Source organism: Mucilaginibacter celer (genome assembly GCF_003576455.2).
Lineage (GTDB): Bacteria > Bacteroidota > Bacteroidia > Sphingobacteriales > Sphingobacteriaceae > Mucilaginibacter > Mucilaginibacter celer.
The window spans coordinates 7,042,316-7,063,074 of sequence record NZ_CP032869.1 but is presented as its reverse complement, the minus strand read 5'-3'; the positions used below and the strand labels follow the sequence as shown (position 1 = coordinate 7,063,074).

Here is a 20,759-nt window from a genome sequence, read left to right as displayed (position 1 = left end):
ATTCAACAAATTCCGGTTCAGAAAAATTTGCGATCCTCCTAACCTCTAATCTCCAACCTCTAACCACTATTCACTCCTCAAATTCTTCACCGGGTTAGCCAGCGCCGCCTTTATAGCATGGTAGCTAACCGTTAACAACGTGATTACTATTGCCCCTATGCCTGATGCCGCGAAAATCCACCAGGTTATGGTTGAGCGGTATTCGTAGCGGTGCAGCCAGTTGTTCATATAATAATAGGCCATAGGTATAGCGATCAGCAGCGATATGGTAACCAGTACCACAAACTCGGTTGAGAGCAGGCGCCACAGGTTGGCTACCGAAGCACCCAGCACTTTACGAACGCCGATTTCTTTGATGCGCTGCTCAGCTATAAATGAGGCCAGGCCGAATAAACCAAGACATGAGATAAATATGGCCAGCACGGCGAAGATAGTGGCCAGGTTGCCGATGCGTTGCTCGTCCGAAAACTTGTGCGCGTATTCATCATCGTTAAATTTAAAATCGAATGGGCTGCCGGGGTTGTATTTTTTAAATACAGGCTCTATCTTTTTCAAAGCTTCCTGCATGGCTATGGTTGGTTTAACCCTAAGAGTAATAAAGTTAACCCAACCCGGCGACATCAGGAATATGGAAGCTACCGGCTTTTCATATGGTGATTCCATGATCATATCTTTAACCACGCCAACAACCAAATGCGGCTTACCTCCCCATTTCATTATTTTACCTACCGGATTTTTAAGCCCGGTTAGTTTCAGTGCCGATTCATTCATAATAAACGCATCGGTATCAGTGGGGAAACTTCTCGAAAAATCACGGCCCTGCGTTATTTTCCAGCCTACGGTGTGGCCAAAATCATAGGTTACGGCAATGGATGCAAATGTAGGCTCGAAGGTTGGCGATTTGCCTTCCCAGTCGAACCCGCCGTTACGGGCCCAGATGGCATTGGTGGTACTGTTTGATTCGGCCATATCTTCAATAGCTCCGGTCTGGATCAGGTCGTTGCGCATGGCTTCGTAGTGTCCGTAAATTTCGGGGGTATTCATTTCCACGGTAAGCAAACCAGCACGTGAATAGCCAACCGGGCGGTTTTTGGCATACTGGATCTGCCTGAAAACAATGATGGTACCGATAATCAGCACAATCGAAACTGTAAACTGCACCACCACCAGCACCTTGCGCGGTACCGATGCCAAACGACCAACTTTAAAAGTACCTTTCAGCACTTTTACCGGTTGGAAAGATGATAGATAGAAAGCCGGGTAACTACCCGCAATGATTCCGGTGAATAAGGTGAAGCCTAAGGCCATCGCCCAAAACCAGGTATTGGTAAAAGGCATAGCTATCTGCTTATCGGCAATTTGATTAAATCCAGGCAGCGCTATTAAAACTATCCCGAAGGTAACCATCAAAGCCAGGCAGGCAAACAATACCGATTCGCTTAAAAACTGTTTAATCAACTGCGACCGTAACGAACCGATAGATTTACGGATGCCTACTTCTTTAGCACGTTTCTCGCTGCGGGCGGTGCTCAGGTTCATGAAGTTGATGCAGGCCAGCAGCAATACAAACACACCGATAATGCCAAACAACCACACCATTTCAATACGGCCACCTACGGCTATCCTGTTTTTAAAATCGTTGTAGAGATGCCATTTACTCATGGGGTGCACCTGGATGGTTTCGTCGTAAACCTTGAAATGGGCCGCAGTAACCCGTGCTATTTTTGCCGAAACCTTATCAAAATCGGCGTTATCGGCCAGTTGAACATACATCTGGCAACCGTGATTATCCCATTTATCGGTCTGCGTGCTCCACCAGTTGTCTTTATTAAAAAACGGCATAAAAAACTTCGTTTCGTAAAACGTAGTATTTCGTGGCAGGTCTTCATACACCCCAATAACTTTAAGGTTGGTTTTATTATCAGCCTTGATGGTTTTGTTGATCGGATCGGCATCACCAAAAAGTGATCTGGCTACCGACTGCGATATGATCATAGATGACGGATCTTTAAAATCTGTATAGTTGCCTTTTACCATTTTAAGCGCCAGCATGGCCGGCATATCCGCCTCGGCCCAGCTGCCTGTTTGCGATATCTTTTTATCGCCAACGGCCAGGATATGCGTACTGCGCCAAATCAGCGAAATGCGCTTAAAATCATCAGCAAAACGGGTACGCAGATCAGCACTAAGCGGAACAACCGTTGATTGAAAAGTTACTACATCTTCAGTACCCTTCTGGCTCACCATAATCTGGCCCACGCGGTTATAGGTACTATGATATTTATCAAACGATAACTCATCCCAAACCCAAAGCCCGATAAGCATAGCCACCGCCATTCCTACCGATAAACCCGCGATGTTAATAAAGGCATGCACCTTATTTTTAACCATATTGCGGAACGCGATTTTAATGTAATTCTTTATCATGATTGTTTCATTAAGTCATTTGTCTGAATCAGAATTTACAGAATTTTAAGATTTTCAGAATTACTTGTTGCCGTTACCTTTTTATTCTGCTAATTCTCAAATTCTGTAAATTCTGATTCAGATATTATTCTGCTTTAAGGCTTTTCACCGGGTTCATCCTGGCCGCTTTAATAGCCTGGCTGCTTACCGTTACCAGGGCAATGATCATAGCAAGCATACCTGCCAGGGCAAACATCCACCAGCTTATATTTACCCGGTATTCAAAGGCCTGCAGCCACTTGCTCATGGCCCACCAGGCTACCGGGGTTGCTATAGCAAGGGCAATTAAAACCAGCTTTACAAAATCTTTTGATAACAGTTGTACTATACCGGTTACACTTGCACCTAATACCTTACGTACACCTATCTCTTTACTGCGCTGCTCGGCGCTAAAGGCGGCGAGGCCGAATAAGCCCAGGCACGAGATTACGATGGCCATCACTGTGAAAGCGTTGATAATTTGCGATAAGGTAACTTCGGTTTCATACTGTTTTTGTACCTCGGTATCTAAAAACGAATATTCAAAAGGAGCATCTATAACATCTTTACGCCATAGCGATTCCATTTTGCCCAGCAGCGATTTATAGTTTTTACTATCGGTCGATACCACCATCACATTAAAATATTGCGGATCTTTTTGGTAAACCAGCATAAAGGGTTTTACCTGCATGTGCAGCGAGTTGTAATTAAAATCTTTCATTACACCGGCCACCTCAACAAACGTTACCGGATCGGGAGCGTATTGGGTATAAAGCCTTGTTCCCGGAGCAGTTTGCGGGTTTAGGCCCAAACGCTTACATAAAGTTTCGTTAATAAGCACGCGACTGCTATCGCCTATCCTGAAATCCCTGCCGGCTATGATTTTAATGCCGTTGGCTTTGGCAAAAAACTCGTCGGTATTAATATTTTGCGCATCGGTGGCGGTTGCCATATTGCCACCGGCTGTGTAAACGCCATGATCGTGCGGTACAAACTGGCTCAGGTAGTTATCGGCATTGCTTACGGTTTTCACCTCGGCCAGGCCTTTTAAATCGTTGGCAAAATTCTTCATTTTACCCTGCGTGGTGGCGGTGTAAAAATTAAAGATCAGCTTTTGGTTCTGATCAAAACCCAGGTCTTTGTTCTTTACAAAATTGAGCTGACTATAAATGATTATAACACCCGATATCAATATGATAGATAACCAAAACTGGAAAACCACCAGTGTTTTCCGTATTCCCCCTGCCGAAATATGATTGGTAAAATTGCCTTTAATAACCTTAATAGCTTTAAATGCCGATAGGTAAAACGCAGGGTAGCTACCGGCTACCAAACCCGTAACCAGTACCATACCTGCCAACATTACCCAAAGCTTATAATTGATAAAAAAAGTCAACCTGATGTCGCTGTGCGTTACCTGGTTTAAATATGGAAGCAACACCACCAATAATGGCAATGCCACAGCTACCCCTATTAACGTAAGCATGAACGATTCGCCCAAAAACTGCTTCATCAAATCGCCCTGATCTGCGCCTATTACTTTACGTACGCCTACTTCTTTAGCGCGTTTTGACGCGCGGGCGGTTGATAGATTCATGAAGTTGATGCAAGCCACCACCTGGATCAATACGGCCACCAAAATCATGATGTATAAAAACGACGGATCGAGCGTTTTTGTAAGCTCATGTTCATGACCCGGTGTGATATGGATACTGGTTACCGGTTGCAGATGCAGGGCTTTTTTCATTCCGATAGCTTTGAGCTGATCGGCACCGTATTTATTTAAAAACTCAGGCAGCTTTTTTTCAAGAGCGGCAGCATTGGTGTTGGGGCGAAGTTTTACATAAGCGTATAAAAAGTTATTGCCCGCCCAGGCGGTGTTTTTCCGAACATAGTCGCCAAGGCCGCCGCTGTTCATCGCCATAAATATGCTGGCTTTGATATGCGATTCGCCTGCACTTTCGTCAATAACCCCCATCACCTTAAAATCGTGCTTGCCAAAGGAGTTATCGATAGAGATCATTTTGCCCACGGCATCCTCGCTGCCAAAAAGCTTATCAGCCACCGGTTTTAGCAACACAATGGTATAAGGTTCGGCCAAAGCTTTGTTAGCATTACCGCTAACAAAATGAAAATTAAACATATCGAAAAAGGTCGAATCCACATAAACAGCATCCTGCTGATAAAATGATTTTTCCTTGTAACGCAGCAAATGTTGTTTTGCACCAAAGCCATCGGTATTTACCAAACGGGTATATTGCAAAACCTCGCCAAAATCATTTTTCATGGCCGGGGCAATAGGCGGCGAACTGGCCGCGCCATCATGCTTATCGCCTGTAAGCTCAAGTGTGGTGGTAATACGGTAAATATCTTTAACATCTTTATGCTGTTTATCATAACTGTACTGATCCTGCACATAAAGCAAAATATACAGGCAGCATAAGGTACCTGTGGCCAGGCCCACAATGTTAATGAGGCTGAATGTTTTGTTCTTTAACAAAAACCGCCAGGCTGTTTTTAAATAACTTTTAAGCATTTGAACCTTGATTTATATGATTTTAATGTTATCTGAATCAGAATTTACAGAATTTTAGGATTTTCAGAATTGCTTAGGATTGTTTCAATTCTATTCTGTTAATTCTTTAATTCTGCAAATTCTGATTCAGAACTACTCCGCCTTCAAACTCTTCACCGGGTTCATCAACGCGGCCTTTATACTCTGGTAGCTTACCGTAACCAGTGCAATCATAATAGCGGCCACTCCCGCCAAAGCAAACATCCACCAGCTTAATGTTACCCTGTAGGTAAAATCCTGCAGCCATTTGGTCATGGCGTAGTAGGCTATTGGGGTGGCTATTACAATGGCTATGAATACCAGTTTTACAAAATTCATAGATAGCATGGTGGTGATGTTACCAATGGTAGCCCCCAGCACTTTACGAATACCTATCTCCTTACTGCGCTGTTCGGCCATAAAGGCGGCTAAGGCAAACAGGCCAAGGCAGGCTATCATGATGGCTAATACTGCGAAACTGGTAAAAATGCGCCCCATACGTTGTACATCTGCATACATGCTGGCAAAGCGTTCGTCCATAAAATTGTAGCGGATAGGCTGGTTTGGGGCAAATTGCTTCCAGGTGGCGGTGATCTGATCGAGCGCGGTTTTCACATCGCCGGCTTTTATTTTTACCGATACTATCGATTCGCTTGGGCTTAAGTGCATCACCAATGGTTCGATACCATCGCGCATCGAGTTGAAATTAAAATCTGCAACCACGCCAATGATGGTTTTAGCCGGACCGTAGTTAACTATCTTTTTACCTATCGCATTTTTAAGTCCCAGTTTGTTGGCCATCATCTGGTTAATGATCACCGCCTGCGAATCGGTTTTCATATCAGGAATAAAATTGCGACCAGCCACCAGCTTAATGCCCAGCGTTTTGATATAGTCATGATCCACATCCCAAAACTGCCCGCCAACTGTAGGATCGATCTTTTCTCTTCCTTCAATATAAAACTGGTTACCGTTACGCTTGGTGCCCGATACGGGTAGAAAATCGCTGATTGAAGCACTTTTTACGGTAGATAATTTCAGCAACTCGCTTTTAAACGGTTTAACCTGGTTATCGAGCGTGTTGGTGCCCTGTATCATCACTACCTGGTCTTTTTCAAAACCTACTTTTTTGTTAAGCAGGTATTGCATCTGGTTATAAATAACCACTGTACTGATGATGAGGATAATGGATGTAGCAAACTGGAAAACTACCAGCACATTCCGCAACACCGAACTCTTGCTTCCGTTACTTAAATTGCCTTTCAGTACTTCGGCAGGTTTAAAGCCGGATAAATAAAATGCCGGATAAATGCCCGCCACAACACCAATTAAAAATGCCGATGCCAATACTACGGGTACCAGCCACCAGGCCGCCCAAGGCATAACAAGCGATTTGGACGCCAGCGTATTAAAATATGGCAACAACACCCAGGCAAGGATCAATCCTAAAACAAACGAGAAAAAGCTATATAATAATGATTCGGCCAGAAACTGCTGGATCAGGCCGCTGCGCTGCGAGCCAACTACTTTACGTAAACCAACTTCTTTAGCGCGATTAGCGGATTTAGCTGTAGACAAGTTAACAAAATTGATGCAGGCAATCACCAAAATAAACCCGGCCACCGCGCCAAACAGCCACACAAAACGGATATCCCCGTGCGACATGCCATCATGTACATCGTACGACCGCAGGTTAATATCCTGTACATTCTGCACCATCAAATTAAACATGCTCATCACCTTGCTGGCCCGTTTATCTCCATTACGGGTCATGTTGGGGATATAGTAAGTTTTCAGGATACCATCATTAAGTTTTTTATCAAACTGCGCTATGTTGGTACCGGGTTTCAGCGCTATGTAGATATGATAGTTATTGGCATCCCAGGTAGCCTGCTCGCCGTTCCAAAACTCTACGCCTGCAAGGGTGATGAAAAACTTAAAATCGTGCAGGTGCGAATTACTTGGGATGTCCTGCATTACCGCAGCTATTTTAAAAGGCTTGGTTTTGTTATTGTTGAGGTACATTACCTTACCTACCGGGTTTTGGCCGGGAAAATATTTATCGGCTTTGCTCTTTGATATCACCATGCTTAATGGTTCGCTCAACGCGTGTTTTGGGTCGCCGTAAACCATAGGGAGGTTTAAAATATCTATCAGGCCCTGATCGGCATAGGCAAAACCTTCTTCGTGGGTATTATCGGGCTGATCGGCACGTTTTAATTCGTTGGCACCTGCTCCCCAAAATAATGAGTTGGGCATCAGCCGGCCGGATTTCTCCACCTCCGGAAAATCCTGTTTAATCACTTTGCCCAGTACTGAGGGCCAGTCAACCCCTTTTTCGTCTATCGAGCCATCGTGATAATGCCCAAGCACACGGTAAACGTTGGCGGCGTTGGGATAACTTTTATCAAAGCTCAACTCATCGCGAATGTAGAGGGCAATTAACAAACAGGCCGCAATACTGAACGCGAAACCGCCTATTTTAATGGCTGTATACATTTTTTGCTTGCGCAATTGCCTAAAGGCTATTTTCAGGTAATTTTTGAGCATGGCTATGTGGTTTGAAAACGGTTTATATTGTTTTTATTTTTTATATGACAACTGCTTTTACTTATTGGTTGCACCCTGTAATCAATTTTACTTTGTTTACGTCTGCCCTGTCGGGGTGGAGTTTTGTAGTCGGTTTTCAAAATCAGATCACAAACACCATCATCTAAGCTCATCTCCAACAAGTTTTCAGTTTATGAAAGGCAATACGCTACTATTTTGATAGATAAAAGGCATGCCATTTATCTAATTATCTAAAAATCAACAGATTAATATTTAATCTTAATTTATACTGTTCGAAAGCGTACAGCGGGTGTTCGGTTTTAGGGGGAGGTTTGAGATTGAAGTTTTGAGATTAGTTTGAAAAAGAATGCCTGCACGGTCCGGCTTCCACGCTTGACAGATATGAGTTTCGGTTGTCCACGCTCGCGATTATAGACACCACACCTACTTTCCGAATAGTTCAGGCATAGACATTGGAACTGCGGGTTTTATCTGATTATCTACTAAAATCCAGTCCCGTTCCGTAACATATTGTCCTTCCACGCGTCATAGGTGATTTACGCACAAAACATTTTGGCTGCAGGGATGTATATTTGAAAATTAACTATCCTTAATAGCTTGTAAAAAAGCAAACTTTTTGTACCCTATATGACTGATCGCAAACTAATTACCCGCCTCATGCTGTCGTGCGCGCTTACGGCGGCCATGGCAACAGCCTACGCCCAACAGGCACCGGCTCCCGAAGACCCGGCACTGAAAATTTACCGCGCCGTACCTACCAAAGTAAACGACCTGATCCACACCAAACTCGATGTACGGTTCGATTATAAAAAACGTTACCTCTACGGCAAAGAATGGGTTACCCTCAAACCTCACTTTTACCCAACCGACAGCCTCCGCCTCGACGCGAAGGGCATGGACCTGAAAAGCATCTCGGTAGTAAAAAACGGTAAAAACGTTCCGCTGAAATTTAAATATGAGGATAGCCTTTCGGTAGCAATTAAGCTGGATAAGGTATACCAAAACAACGAAAACTATACCATCTACATTGATTATACCGCCAAGCCAAACGAACTGAAAGCAAAAGGAAGCGCGGCCATTAACGATGCCAAAGGTTTATATTTTATTAATCCCGACGGCACAGAAAAGGATAAGCCAACCCAGATCTGGACACAGGGCGAAACCGAATCGTCATCGGCCTGGTTCCCAACCATCGATAAGCCAAGCCAGAAAACTACCGAAGAGATTACCATGACCGTACCTGCAAAGTACGTTACCCTATCAAACGGTAAACTGGTATCGCAAAAAGCGAACGCCGATGGCACCCGCACCGATACCTGGAAACAGGAGTTACCGCACTCGCCATATTTGTTTATGATGGCTGTGGGCGATTTCAAAATTTATAAAGATAAATGGAAGAATAAAGAAGTAAGCTATTACCTCGAGCCTAAATACGCTCCTTACGCCAAGGAGATTTTTGGCTTTACACCAGAGGTGATCGATTTTTATTCAAAAACCCTTGGTGTTGATTACCCATGGGTTAAATACTCGCAAATTGTAGTGCGCGATTACGTGAGCGGTGCCATGGAAAACACCTCGGCCACCCTGCACGGCGACTATGTACAGGCTACCAAACGTGAACTGCTGGATGCTTATTTTAGCACCGGCCAAAGCACCATAGTACACGAATTGTTTCACCAATGGTTTGGCGATTATGTTACCGCCGAAAGCTGGAGCAACCTAACCGTGAACGAATCTTTCGCAAACTTCAGCGAAACCATCTGGGCCGAACATAAATATGGTAAAGATGCCGGCGATGATCATAACTATGCCGATATGCAATCGTACCTCCGTTCGCCGGGAGCCAATACCAAAAACCTGGTACGTTTTTACTATGGCGATAAAGAGGAAGTGTTTGATGCCGTTACCTACCAAAAAGGTGGTCGCATCCTAAATATGCTTCGCAACTATTTAGGCAACGCTGCATTTTACAAAGGCTTGAACATCTACCTAAAAACAAACGCTTTCAAAAACGGCGAAGCCCAGCAACTGCGTTTAGCATTTGAGGAAGCCAGCGGCCAGGATCTGAACTGGTATTTTAACCAATGGTATTACGGTGCCGGTCACCCGATACTGAATATCAGCTACAAATGGAATGAGGCTACCAAAACCGAAACCGTGTACCTGAAACAAACCCAGGACGGCCAGACTTTCAAATTGCCAATGGCTATTGATGTTTACCAGGGCGGTAAAAAAGTACGCTACAAAGCATGGATGAATAACAAAGTTGATTCGATCAGCTACCAACTGGCCGGCAAACCGGATTTGGTTAATGTTGACGCTGATAAGATTCTGTTAACCAAGAAAACAGATGCCAAAACCATCGAAGAATTTTCATTCCAGTACTTCAACGCACCAAACTATCTTGATCGTTACGAGGCGATAGAAGCAGCCGCATCCGATCAAACCCGCAAAGAGGCTCAAAAAATATTGATCGCTGCTTTGAAAGACAAATACTATGGTTTACGTGTTAAGGCTATTAAAGCTTTAAACCTTACTAAAGATGATATCCGCAATCCGGCTCAACCTATCCTGATTTCATTGGCTCAAACTGATGATAACACATTGGTACGTGCAGCCGCTATCAGCGCTTTAGGTAAATTGAAAGCCAGCGGCAACATGAATCTGTTTACACAATCGCTGTCAAGCCAATCGTACGCGGTACAGGGTGCTGCTTTGAATGCTATAGCGGCTCTTGATCCTGCCAAAGCAATGAGTTTGGCTAAAAGCCTCGAAAAAGACAACAGGGCTGCCCTTACATCGGCCATCATGAACCTGTACACCACGAATGGTAATGATGCCGAGTGGCCTTATGTATACCAGCATTTTATTGACGCCGGGATCCAGGAAAAATTCAATAACCTCAGAGGCTTTGCCGATATGACGGCCAAGGTAAACAAGCCGGAGTATGCACAACAAGGCATTGGCCAGTTAAAAGAAGCTGGTATCAGGTTTAAAGTTTACGGTGCCGCTCCGTTTATTGTTACCCAGCTGGAAAGCATTAAAACCGCCCGTACTGCTATGAAAGACGATGCTTCGGCCAAAGCCGCCGATGATGCCATCAAGGCAGTAAACGATGCCAAATAATTAATTAAGCATATATAACGTGAAAGGCCGCATCTGTTTCAGAGCGGCCTTTCTGTTTCATAATAGTTTGTAGGGCGTAGGTTATATATAAATTATAGTGATATTCTCTTTTTGAGCCGAGGGCGTAAAGCCTAATGCTTAAAGCTAATATACTGAAAATAAATTTCTTATAATAAAATAAAAAATCCCTGTTAGATCAGTTTCGATAACAGGGATTTTCTATTTTATGCCCTTTGTCATGCTGAGGTACGAAGCATCTTCTCCGCCCTGTATAGTGGCCATGCATATTGAAGAATATCCTACCCAGCCGTTGTTGATGTTGTCACCATAGGTGTTCGGAAGATTTTTTCATTCCCTCCCTTGGGAGGGGTGTGATGGATTGCGCAATGGCAGGGAGGGGTTTTTACGCCTTGCCCGACGAATATGCAGGGTGTAGAAACCCCTCCCTACACCCTCCCAAGGGAGGGAATCGCACAATCCCCCGCTTCTTTATTTCTTCCGAACAGCTTTGGTGACAACACCAACAGCGGCATGAGTTTTTTTAAGCCCTCTCCCTTCAGGGGAGGGTTTGGGTGGGGTTTACTTCACCAACGTACCAATATGCTCACCTTTGGCAATTTTCATAAAGTTGCCTTCCTTGTTCATGTCAAATACAATGATAGGCAGCTTATTTTCCTGGCAAAGGGTAATGGCGGTCATGTCCATCACGTTGAGGCCTTTATCATATACTTCCTGGAAAGTGATCTCGTCGTAACGGGTTGCTGTTGGATCTTTCTCCGGATCGGCAGTGTAGATACCATCAACGCGGGTACCTTTCAATACTACGTCGGCTTTAATTTCGATAGCGCGCAGCGAAGCGGCAGTATCGGTAGTAAAATAAGGGTTGCCGGTACCGGCACCAAAAATCACGATTTTGCCCAGTTCCAAATGGTGCATAGCGCGGCGACGGATATACGGCTCGCAAATCTGTTCCATTTTAATGGCCGATTGCAGGCGGGTTTCCACACCAATGCTTTCCAGGGCGTTTTGTAGTGCCATACAATTAATTACCGTGGCAAGCATACCCATATAATCGGCCTGTGCACGTTCCATGCCCGATTTTTCGGCACTCAGGCCTCTAAAAATATTACCGCCTCCAACAACTACCGCTATCTCAATACCAGCGTCATAAACGTTTTTAATGTCCTGAGCATACTGCAATACCTGGTTGTTGTCGATACCATATTGCCTTCCGCCCATCAGCGATTCGCCCGAAAGTTTCAGTAATATCCTTTTGTATTTCATTTGGTGTGATTTGTTATTAATAGAAATGAATGAAACCTGCTTTTGTTTATATCAAGAATTGATAAAGCTCTGTTCATACGGGAGTAGTTCGCCAAAAATAGCGATTAATTTGCAGTGTTAAAATTTTATGTTGTCTTTGTTAAAAAATTACCGTTGAGGATAGTTTCAAGCACTTCAAAATCAGCATTAAAAACAATCAGGTCGGCGTCAAAATCTTTTTCAATTTTACCTTTTTTTGTTTGTGATGCAAGTTCTGCAGGGTATAACGAGGCCATATTAACGGCTTCGGCCAAATCGATACCTACTTGTTTAACGCAGTTTTCAACGGCTTTAAGCATGGTAAGGCATGAGCCGGATAGCGTACCATCGGGCATGGTATACCTGTCGCCGCGCAATTCGTGCTGGTAAGCGCCCTCTTTGGTTGAGGTTACCGCATCGGTTATCAGGAACAGCTTATCGCCCAGTTCGCGTTTAGCTAAACGGATCATGGCAAAATCAACGTGGATGCCATCGGCTACAATACTGGTATAAGGCCTTTCCTCAAAAATAGCAGGGATGTAGCCCGGTTCGCGATGATGCATTTGCGGCATAGCATTAAAGAGGTGAGTAACTGCTTGCACAGGCTTGTTTAAAAAAGCCTTTCCCTCGGTATAAGTAGCGTTGCTATGGCCTGAAGAGATGATGATGCCCTGCCCGTACAAATAATCAATTACCTCCTGGTCCTGTAACTCAGGAGCGATAGTAATCATCTTAATAACACCATCGGCTTTTTCAACCCAACCCTTTACTTCGGCAAGCATAGCCTTTTTAATAAACTTTTCAGGATGCGCACCTTTTTTGGCAGGGTTAAGATATGGTCCTTCTAAATGCAACCCCCAGAAAGCGCCTCTGGCTTTTTCGCGAAAGATCTTTGCCGCCTCAATGCCGGCCTCCACAATTTCATTAGTATTAGTGCCGATAGTAGCAAACACGCCTGTTGTGCCCTGGTTCAACAGGTCGTTTTCCAGTTGCTCAAGCGCTTCAACGGTTGGTGTGCCTGCAAACAATTTACCGCCACTGCCGTAGATTTGCAGATCGATAAAACCAGGAGCAAGATATGCGCCGTTGAGGTTTTTCTTTTCCGCATCCGTTGGGATGGCAGTTTCGTCAATAATATCAATGATGGTTCCGTTTTGAACTAAAACGGCTTTGCCTTCGGCGATGACGCCGGTAGAGATGAGTTTGAGGTTGTGGAGCGCGAGGATAGGCATGATGATTTATTTCTTTACGTCATTGCGAGGTACGAAGCAATCGCGAACTTTACAGAGCGGCTCTGTATATCGGGGATTGCTTCGTACCTCGCAATGACGGGTGTAAAAAGAAAATAGCAAAAAAAATCCCCCGATTTTCATCGGGGGATTTAATATAATTAAGCTCCTAAAGCTACTCGCTTAAAGGCGGTTACTGTAAGGCCTTTTTCAACCTCGTTTAAGAATTGTGAAACGCTCTTAGACGAATCTTTCACAAACTCCTGGTTTAACAAAGTTGAATCTTTGTAAAATTTATTCAGTTTACCGGCAGCAATTTTTTCAACCATTGCTTCTGGTTTACCTTCCGCACGGATCTGCTCTTTAGCAATTTCAAGCTCACGCTCAATTACTGAAGCATCAACACCGTCTTTATCTAAAGCGATAGGGTTCATAGCTGCAATTTGCATAGCTACGTCTTTACCAGCTTCTTCAGCGCCGGCTGCATCAGTGCTTAATGCTACCAATACTCCTAAACGGAAGTTACCGTGGATGTAAGCAACAACTTTCTCGCCTGTTACTACTTCATATTTAGATACACCGATTTTTTCGCCGATTTTACCGGTTTTTTCGATGATAGCTTCAGATATTGCCTGGCGGCCGGTTTCAACGTCGATCTCCAATGCTAAAAGCTCTTCAATTGAAGCTGGTTTAGCTTCAACAGCAACGTTAGCAATTTGGTTAGCAAAAGCCACGAACTCAGCATTTTTAGCTACGAAGTCGGTTTCGCAATTTAATTCAATTACAACACCGGTTTTAAAATCAGCCGAAGTACGTGCAATAACAACACCTTCGTTTGATTCCCTGTCCTGACGGCTTGCTGCAACTTTAGCACCTTTTTTCCTTAAAAAATCGATAGCTGCTTCAAAATCACCGTTAGTTTCGGTTAATGCTTTTTTGCAATCCATCATACCGGCACCGGTTTGCTGGCGCAGTTTGTTTACGTCGGCTGCAGAAATTTGTACTGTAGACATGTTTTTTTGAGTTTAAGATTTTTTATATCGGGTTACAAGTTACCGCAAGCGTGTTACGCTATTATTAACCTGCAACTATTTTTAATATTAAAAATCTCCCACCCCGTTTTCGAGGTGAGAGAATTAATATATTTTGTTGTTCCCTTAAGGGATTAACAAGTAAGATTATTCTTCTGTTTCAGATGGAGCTTCTGTTTCAGCTTCAGCGCTTACTTCAGCAACTTTGCGGGTTCTTTTACCGCCTTCGTTAACTTCAGGAGCATCAGCTTTAGCTTTTGCAGCTACTGCTTCTTTTTCAGCTTCGTCTTCTTTCTCGCGTTTACGCTCGTCTAAACCTTCTTCGATAGCTTTGATGATGATGCTGGTGATCAAAGAGATTGATTTAGTAGCGTCGTCATTCGCAGGGATCGGGAAATCGATGTTTGAAGGATCAGAGTTGGTATCAACCATTGCAAAGGTTGGGATGTTCAACTTCAATGCTTCAGAAACCGCGATGTGCTCTTTCTTAACGTCGATCAGGAACAATGCAGCCGGTAAACGGTTCAGATCAGAGATACCACCTAAAAGGGTTTCTAATTTGATACGCTCACGCTGAATCATCAAACGCTCTTTTTTAGAAAGATTGCTGTAAGTACCGTCTTTAGTCAATTTATCGATGTTTGACATCTTTTTGATCGACTTACGTACAGTAGTAAAGTTGGTTAACATACCACCTAACCAACGCTCGGTGATGTATGGCATGTTTACGCTTTTTGCATAATCAGCAACAATATCTTTCGCTTGTTTCTTTGTAGCTACGAATAATACCTTACGGCCTGATTTTACAATTTGTTTTATAGCTGCAGCAGCTTCTTCAACCTTAGTTAAGGTTTTATTTAAATCGATAATGTGGATACCGTTACGTTCCATGAAAATGTACTGCGACATTTTCGGATCCCATTTGCGGGTAAGGTGACCAAAGTGTACACCAGCGTCCAGTAAATCCTGATAAGTTGTTCTTGCCATTTTGTTGTCCTCCTGTGATTAACGTTTACTGAATTGGAATCTCTTACGTGCTTTCCTGCGACCTGGTTTTTTACGCTCAACCATACGGTCATCGCGGGTCATTAAGCCTTTAGCACGTAATGCCGGTTTCTTATCAGCATCAAGTTCAACAATAGCTTTAGCGATAGCTAAACGAACGGCTTCTGCCTGTCCTTTTACACCACCACCTGCAACGTTTACTTTAACATCATATTTTCCGGTGCTACCAGAAACTTCTGTGCTTTGAGTAACAATGTATTGTAATGGCAAAGTTGGGAAATACTCTTTGTAATCTTTACCGTTAACGATGATCGCGCCATTTCCTTCTGTAAGGTAGATGCGGGCAACGGCTGTTTTTCTTCTGCCTGAAGTGTTAGTTGTTGGCATTTTTTTTCTCCTTAAAAATTAAAAATTAAATGGCTGTTGGGTTTTGCGCTGCATGAGGATGCTCAGCACCTGCATATACATGCAAATTGCCGAATAATGCTTTACCCAAACGATTTTTAGGTAACATACCACGTACCGCTTTCTCGATGATGCGGGTTGGATGTTTCGCCAATAACTCCTTAGGAGAAATAAAACGCTGACCACCTGGATAACCAGTGTAACGAACATAAACCTTGTCGCTCAGTTTGTTACCAGTCAGTTTTACCTTGTCTGCATTGATAACAATCACGTTATCACCGCAGTCTACGTTTGGGGTAAAATCAGGCTTGTTTTTTCCACGAATGATCATTGCGATCTTCGTAGACAAGCGCCCCAAAATCTCGCCTTCCGCGTCAACAACAACCCATTGTTTGTTAACGGTTTTTTTGTTGGCTGAGACAGTTTTGTAACTTAACGTATTCACTTGCTTTAAATTAAATTGTTTAAACGTTTATTATACCCCGTATTTTCGGGACTGCAAAGATAGGGTTAATTATCTTATTAGCAAATAGATTTTAAGGAAATTATCTGAACCGGGATTTGGGGGGATTTTTGGGATGGACAGGATTTGATTTGCGTCTGTTTTTCGTCTGAACTCGAATTTTGGGGGAATTATTTGAATTTATCGAATTTGCTCAGCATTCTGTTAATTCCTTCATTCCATAAATTCGAGTTCAGACAAAAAAATCAGCGAAATCAACGACATCAAAAAAATCAACGGTTCAGAATCGGCGTAATCAAAAAACAATCGGTATAATCAACTGCAAACTGCCTACTCAAAACTGCCAACTGAACAATGGTGTTGCCTGCGGCCCGGGCTATACGCACATACTGCGCAAGGCATTAGCCACAGGGCCGGTATCCGCTCCTATCCCTAACACAACTCATAGCTCTTTTTAAGCTACTCCTCTTTTTTAACATCTTTTTTGAAAAAAATTAAAAATATTTTTTCTTTTTAAACCCACAAACATCAAAAGTTAAAACACCTATTTTACAACAATCTAAAAATCAACATTATAAATGCGATAAAAATTACTTTATCGGCTTTTTAAACTAAGTGTATAAACTACACCAAAAATCACTCATCCCGCAAAATATATTCATACCCCATTGTAACGTAACAGGTTTTTTACTCGTCAATGTCTCCAAAATGCGGCAAACGGAGGCGCCCCGGATGTTGCAGCACATTAAATATTTACCTTAAAAACCGACCTCATGGGTCACAATTTATTACTGAAATGAAAAAATCACTTTTAACCTTAACTACAATTGTTGCTTTATTTTTTGGTGCCTGCAAAAAAGACGATAACAAACCCAACAATAACGGCGGCGACACTTACCAGCCTTTCAGCGCAAACTCTACCTGGAAATATAAAAACACCAACACCTTTACCGAAGGCGCGGATATTGATACCACAACCAATACCATGAGCGCCGAAACCAAAAAAATCGGTGCCAAAACTTATCATGTGCTCAATACCCTAAATAGCGGCGATGCCGATAAAGCTTACTTAGGCTTCGACAATCACATTTACACCACCCTGCAGGAAGACAGTGAATCCGGCGAAACCATGGAGCTTGAATACCTGAACGATAATGTAGCCGCCGGCACCAGTTGGAGCAAAGATATCACCATTGGCGAAGGCGAAGGTTCGGCCCAGGGCAGGTTAAAAACCACCATTGCCGAAAAAGGGATTTCGAAAGTGGTGCTGGGCAAAACCTATAACAATGTTATTCACAGCACAATTGAGCTGCAAATAAAAGTTGGTGCTAACTATCAAACCCAGCTTACCCAGGATTTTTATATAGCCAAAGGCATAGGCGCAATTCTGATCAATGCTAAAACGCCAACCAAACAGCTCACCAAATCCGAATTGATTAGCTATAACATTAAATAGTTCTACTCAACTCAGCATCTGCCTTAAATTACACCTATATCTACCTATAATAACAGCAGGCCTTATCATCCTGCAAAATCGTCACAATTAAAAATAAGGGCGCCCTTTAGCGGGTGCGCCCTTATTTTTGTAATAACTTTTTTACATTTAAATGATATACTTATATTAGCCATAACACTTATAAACTATTGCTGAATTGGCTCCCGCTGTTTACCGGCTTATACTGATATTATTCGCGCTGCTGTGCGGCTGCCATTTGTTTGCCCAAACCGTGGCCGATCCTGTCGATTCATTAAAATCACAACTGGATGCCAATACCATCCTTGCATCCATATTTAGTGGTAAAAGCAATAAACCTGCCGCGCCCGATCAGCCTTTGCAAAGCCGAACCTATTGGTCGGTGCTCCCATCGGCGGCGTATAACCCAAGTGTAGGCTTTGCCGCAGGAGTGATCTCATCTGGGGGCAAATATTTTGGCGATCCGGCAAATACTACCCTATCCGTTATCAACGCCGGCTTTTATATTTCAACCGGGGGGCTGTCCACCTTCGAGTTTAAACAAAACGCCTTTTCGGCCCAAAACAAGTGGAACCTGCAGGGCACCGTACAAATAGGTAAAACCGTAGCCATGGATAACGGCCTCGGCACAGGCCGTCGCAGCTTTGGCGAAGGGAGCTTTTTTATGAATGATACTCATTTCGAAAACAACCCAGATGCCTTCCCTATCCGCTATGTTTATATCAAAGCTAATGAACGCGTTTACCGCAAACTGGCCAACAGCATATATGTAGGAGCAGGCCTCAGCTTTAATTACTACAGCCATATTGATGATGATCGTAAGGATATCCCCATCAGTCAAACGCATAATTATCGTTACAGTATCCGTAACGGTTTTCCCATAAGCTCCTACCAGGCCAACGGCTTACTTTTCAATTTTCAGTTAAACACCCGCGATCAGCCTAACCGGGCCTTCAGGGGTATTTATGCCGATATTGTTTTCCGCAGCAATCAAACCTGGCTGGGCAGCAACCGCGATGCCATGCAGGTTAAGCTGGAATTCAGAAAATACTGGAGCCTGTCAAAAACCAATCCCGAGCATGTTTTTGCTATCTGGCATTGGTCAAACTATCTTATCAGCGGCGCACTCCCCTACCTCGAGCTTCCGGGTACCGGCAGTGATGCTTACGGGCGCATTGGCAGGGCATTTATTATCGGGCGTTTTAAAGGCATGTCATTTGTTTATAACGAGGCCGAATATCGTTTTCCGCTCACTTCTAATAAGCTGCTTAGCGGTGTGGCATTTATCAATGCAGAAACGGCCAATAATCAGCAACGCATTAAACTGTTTAGCCATTGGGAGCCGGGCGGCGGCGCGGGGTTAAGGCTGTTGTTTAATAAATACACCCGATCTAATTTGTGTATTGATTATGGTAGAGGCACCTACGGCTCAAGTGGTTTCTTTTTAGGTTTGAATGAGGTGTTTTAAGCTTCAGGCATCTATCAAAATATATAACTGGTGTTATTTTTGTACTGCTTTAGCTTTTACCATATAAAACTAAGCTATGCGCATCCCGCTAACCTCACAGCTACTTGGCGACCTGATTGAAAAAGGATATAGTTACGTATTGGTTAAAGTTATTGTAAACCAGCAAGCCGGTGAAACTGTAGAGATCACCCTAATACCCGTAAAACAAAAGCCGGAACTAAATAAACTACCGCCCGATTTTGAAACCTTTTACCGCATAACCCGCGAACCCATGCAACTGGCCTGCGGTATTGACAATACCAACGTTTATATTGAATATCAAACTTTTGATGAGACGATAACCGATGCCGATATTTTTAACGACACCTACTTTAGAATGAGTGAAGAATTTTTCAGGCAGGTCCTGGATAGCCTGGAAGATTATGCCGTAATAACCACCGATAAAAACGGCGACGTTAACAGCTGGAACACCGGTGCTCAAAACCTGTTAGGCTATACCGAGCCTGAAGTATTAGGCTTAAGCGCCCGCGTATTTTTTACCGACGAGGATATAGCCGAAGGTAAATTTGATCTTGAACTAAAAAAGGCTTTAAGTAAAGGCAGAGCGGTTGATGAGCGCTATCATGTACGTAAAGATAAAAGCCGCTTTTGGGGCAGCGGCCTTGTTTTCCCGCTGTTTGATGAAGAACATAACCATAGGGGCTTTACTAAAATTATGCGCAACCAGCGGGAAGAGCAACAAGCTAAAAGCGGGAGGATATAAATAAAAAAAGGCGCTTCATTTTTGAAGCACCTTTTCTGTTATATTTTAAAGACCGATAATTAAGCGTTGTGGCTGATACCGAAATCTTCTTCGTGTTGAGGGTTAACAAAAGGCGAGCCTTTAGTAAAGCAACCTACAATTACCAGGTAAGCACCAAAAATTAATTGTGGGGCCACCATTTTATCATGGAAGCCGTAAACCCATGGCGAGCAAAACAGGAATGAACCCATAATTACATCACCAACATTGTGCATTACCATCGGAAATTGTTTGATAAAGCCCATCTCGTTTTTAGCAAAAATAGCCTGGATCAGTTGTAACCAGCCCATCAGTAAAGGCAGGAACAAAGCAGCACCACCAACTTTCAGGGTACCGAAAGTCCATAAAGATGAGATCATTAACAGGGCTACAACGTAGTTTAAAAATCCGTAAGTTTTGGTTGAAATGAAGCCTTTCATGTTTTAGCTTATTGTTATTAAGTATCTGTAGTAAATAATTCCTATCAAAAATTGTCTCAAAGGTAATAATTTGCCCGGCACCAGCCTATTTTAATTACACATATAATATAAATTTTGCGTTACGGCAGATGCTGGGTAAAAAACCGTACATTTATCCAAAAGCCTTAATAATACGTACAAAGTATACGTTTTAAAATTAAGGTACCTCTTTAACCCATCAAAGCCGGGTAATGCAAAACTCCGGCAAACCACCTCCCTATCGCCACTTAAATTACTGCAAATATCAGTAATCTTTAATTCAATCAAACAATAATTTAAAAATCATGAGCAAGGAAAAACATGCCACAAAAGAAAAAAAGAAACCCGCTGCCGAAGGCAGTAAAAAAGCACCCTCAGATTATCAGTCGGGCAAAAAGGACGTTGTAAAACCTATTATAGCCCCGGCTAAAAAGAAATAAAACTATT

At 43.2% G+C, this 20,759-nt stretch carries 15 protein-coding genes; 5 read left to right on the top strand and 10 right to left on the bottom strand.

Features of this window, described 5'->3' with window-relative positions:
* Nucleotides 1–66 precede the first annotated feature (66 nt).
* From HYN43_RS29660 to HYN43_RS29650, 3 genes are all read right to left on the bottom strand, one after another.
* On the bottom strand, nucleotides 67–2,427 hold the full coding sequence (locus tag HYN43_RS29660; RefSeq protein WP_119407425.1) for an ABC transporter permease: 2,361 nt from the start codon (nucleotides 2,425–2,427) through the stop codon (nucleotides 67–69).
* Between the two features lie 124 nt (nucleotides 2,428–2,551).
* Nucleotides 2,552–4,981 carry an ABC transporter permease gene (locus tag HYN43_RS29655; protein ID WP_119407424.1) on the bottom strand — a complete coding sequence of 810 codons (2,430 nt, stop codon included), beginning with the start codon at nucleotides 4,979–4,981 and terminating at the stop codon, nucleotides 2,552–2,554.
* 132 nt (nucleotides 4,982–5,113) lie between these two features.
* A complete protein-coding gene (locus HYN43_RS29650; protein ID WP_119407423.1) occupies nucleotides 5,114–7,549 on the bottom strand; it encodes an ABC transporter permease in 2,436 nt (811 codons plus the stop codon).
* Nucleotides 7,550–8,197: 648 nt separating this feature from the next.
* Between HYN43_RS29650 and HYN43_RS29645 the strand changes: the two genes are divergently transcribed.
* Nucleotides 8,198–10,696, top strand: coding sequence for a M1 family metallopeptidase (locus HYN43_RS29645; RefSeq protein ID WP_245447089.1), 2,499 nt, complete (start codon nucleotides 8,198–8,200; stop codon nucleotides 10,694–10,696).
* A gap of 579 nt (nucleotides 10,697–11,275) precedes the next feature.
* Here HYN43_RS29645 and pyrH read toward each other — a convergent pair.
* From pyrH to rplM, 6 genes are all read right to left on the bottom strand, one after another.
* Nucleotides 11,276–11,980 (bottom strand): UMP kinase, encoded by a 705-nt coding sequence (gene pyrH / locus HYN43_RS29640; RefSeq protein WP_119407422.1) that lies wholly within the window; start codon nucleotides 11,978–11,980, stop codon nucleotides 11,276–11,278.
* Nucleotides 11,981–12,105: 125 nt separating this feature from the next.
* On the bottom strand, nucleotides 12,106–13,230 hold the full coding sequence (gene nagA / locus HYN43_RS29635; protein ID WP_119407421.1) for an N-acetylglucosamine-6-phosphate deacetylase: 1,125 nt from the start codon (nucleotides 13,228–13,230) through the stop codon (nucleotides 12,106–12,108).
* 158 nt (nucleotides 13,231–13,388) lie between these two features.
* Nucleotides 13,389–14,240 carry a translation elongation factor Ts gene (tsf, locus tag HYN43_RS29630; RefSeq protein ID WP_119407420.1) on the bottom strand — a complete coding sequence of 284 codons (852 nt, stop codon included), beginning with the start codon at nucleotides 14,238–14,240 and terminating at the stop codon, nucleotides 13,389–13,391.
* Nucleotides 14,241–14,405: 165 nt separating this feature from the next.
* Nucleotides 14,406–15,245 (bottom strand): 30S ribosomal protein S2, encoded by an 840-nt coding sequence (rpsB, locus tag HYN43_RS29625; RefSeq protein ID WP_119407419.1) that lies wholly within the window; start codon nucleotides 15,243–15,245, stop codon nucleotides 14,406–14,408.
* Nucleotides 15,246–15,263: 18 nt separating this feature from the next.
* On the bottom strand, nucleotides 15,264–15,650 hold the full coding sequence (rpsI, locus tag HYN43_RS29620) for a 30S ribosomal protein S9 (RefSeq protein ID WP_119407418.1): 387 nt from the start codon (nucleotides 15,648–15,650) through the stop codon (nucleotides 15,264–15,266).
* A gap of 25 nt (nucleotides 15,651–15,675) precedes the next feature.
* Entirely contained in the window at nucleotides 15,676–16,113 is a 438-nt protein-coding gene (rplM, locus tag HYN43_RS29615) for a 50S ribosomal protein L13 (RefSeq protein ID WP_022830282.1), read from the bottom strand.
* Nucleotides 16,114–16,927: 814 nt separating this feature from the next.
* Between rplM and HYN43_RS29610 the strand changes: the two genes are divergently transcribed.
* The 3 genes from HYN43_RS29610 (at nucleotide 16,928) to HYN43_RS29600 (ending at nucleotide 19,836) form a co-directional block, all read left to right on the top strand.
* A complete protein-coding gene (locus HYN43_RS29610; RefSeq protein WP_119407417.1) occupies nucleotides 16,928–17,587 on the top strand; it encodes a hypothetical protein in 660 nt (219 codons plus the stop codon).
* A gap of 196 nt (nucleotides 17,588–17,783) precedes the next feature.
* Complete coding sequence (locus HYN43_RS29605) at nucleotides 17,784–19,073, top strand: BamA/TamA family outer membrane protein (RefSeq protein WP_119407416.1); 1,290 nt, start codon at nucleotides 17,784–17,786, stop codon at nucleotides 19,071–19,073.
* Between the two features lie 76 nt (nucleotides 19,074–19,149).
* Nucleotides 19,150–19,836, top strand: coding sequence for a PAS domain-containing protein (locus HYN43_RS29600; protein WP_119407415.1), 687 nt, complete (start codon nucleotides 19,150–19,152; stop codon nucleotides 19,834–19,836).
* Between the two features lie 59 nt (nucleotides 19,837–19,895).
* Here HYN43_RS29600 and HYN43_RS29595 read toward each other — a convergent pair whose 3' ends face one another.
* Entirely contained in the window at nucleotides 19,896–20,294 is a 399-nt protein-coding gene (locus HYN43_RS29595; protein ID WP_119407414.1) for an SPW repeat domain-containing protein, read from the bottom strand.
* A 323-nt stretch (nucleotides 20,295–20,617) separates the two neighbouring features.
* Between HYN43_RS29595 and HYN43_RS30930 the strand changes: the two genes are divergently transcribed.
* Nucleotides 20,618–20,752, top strand: a complete 135-nt coding sequence (locus HYN43_RS30930; RefSeq protein WP_281024309.1) for a hypothetical protein — start codon at nucleotides 20,618–20,620, stop codon at nucleotides 20,750–20,752.
* Nucleotides 20,753–20,759: the final 7 nt, after the last annotated feature.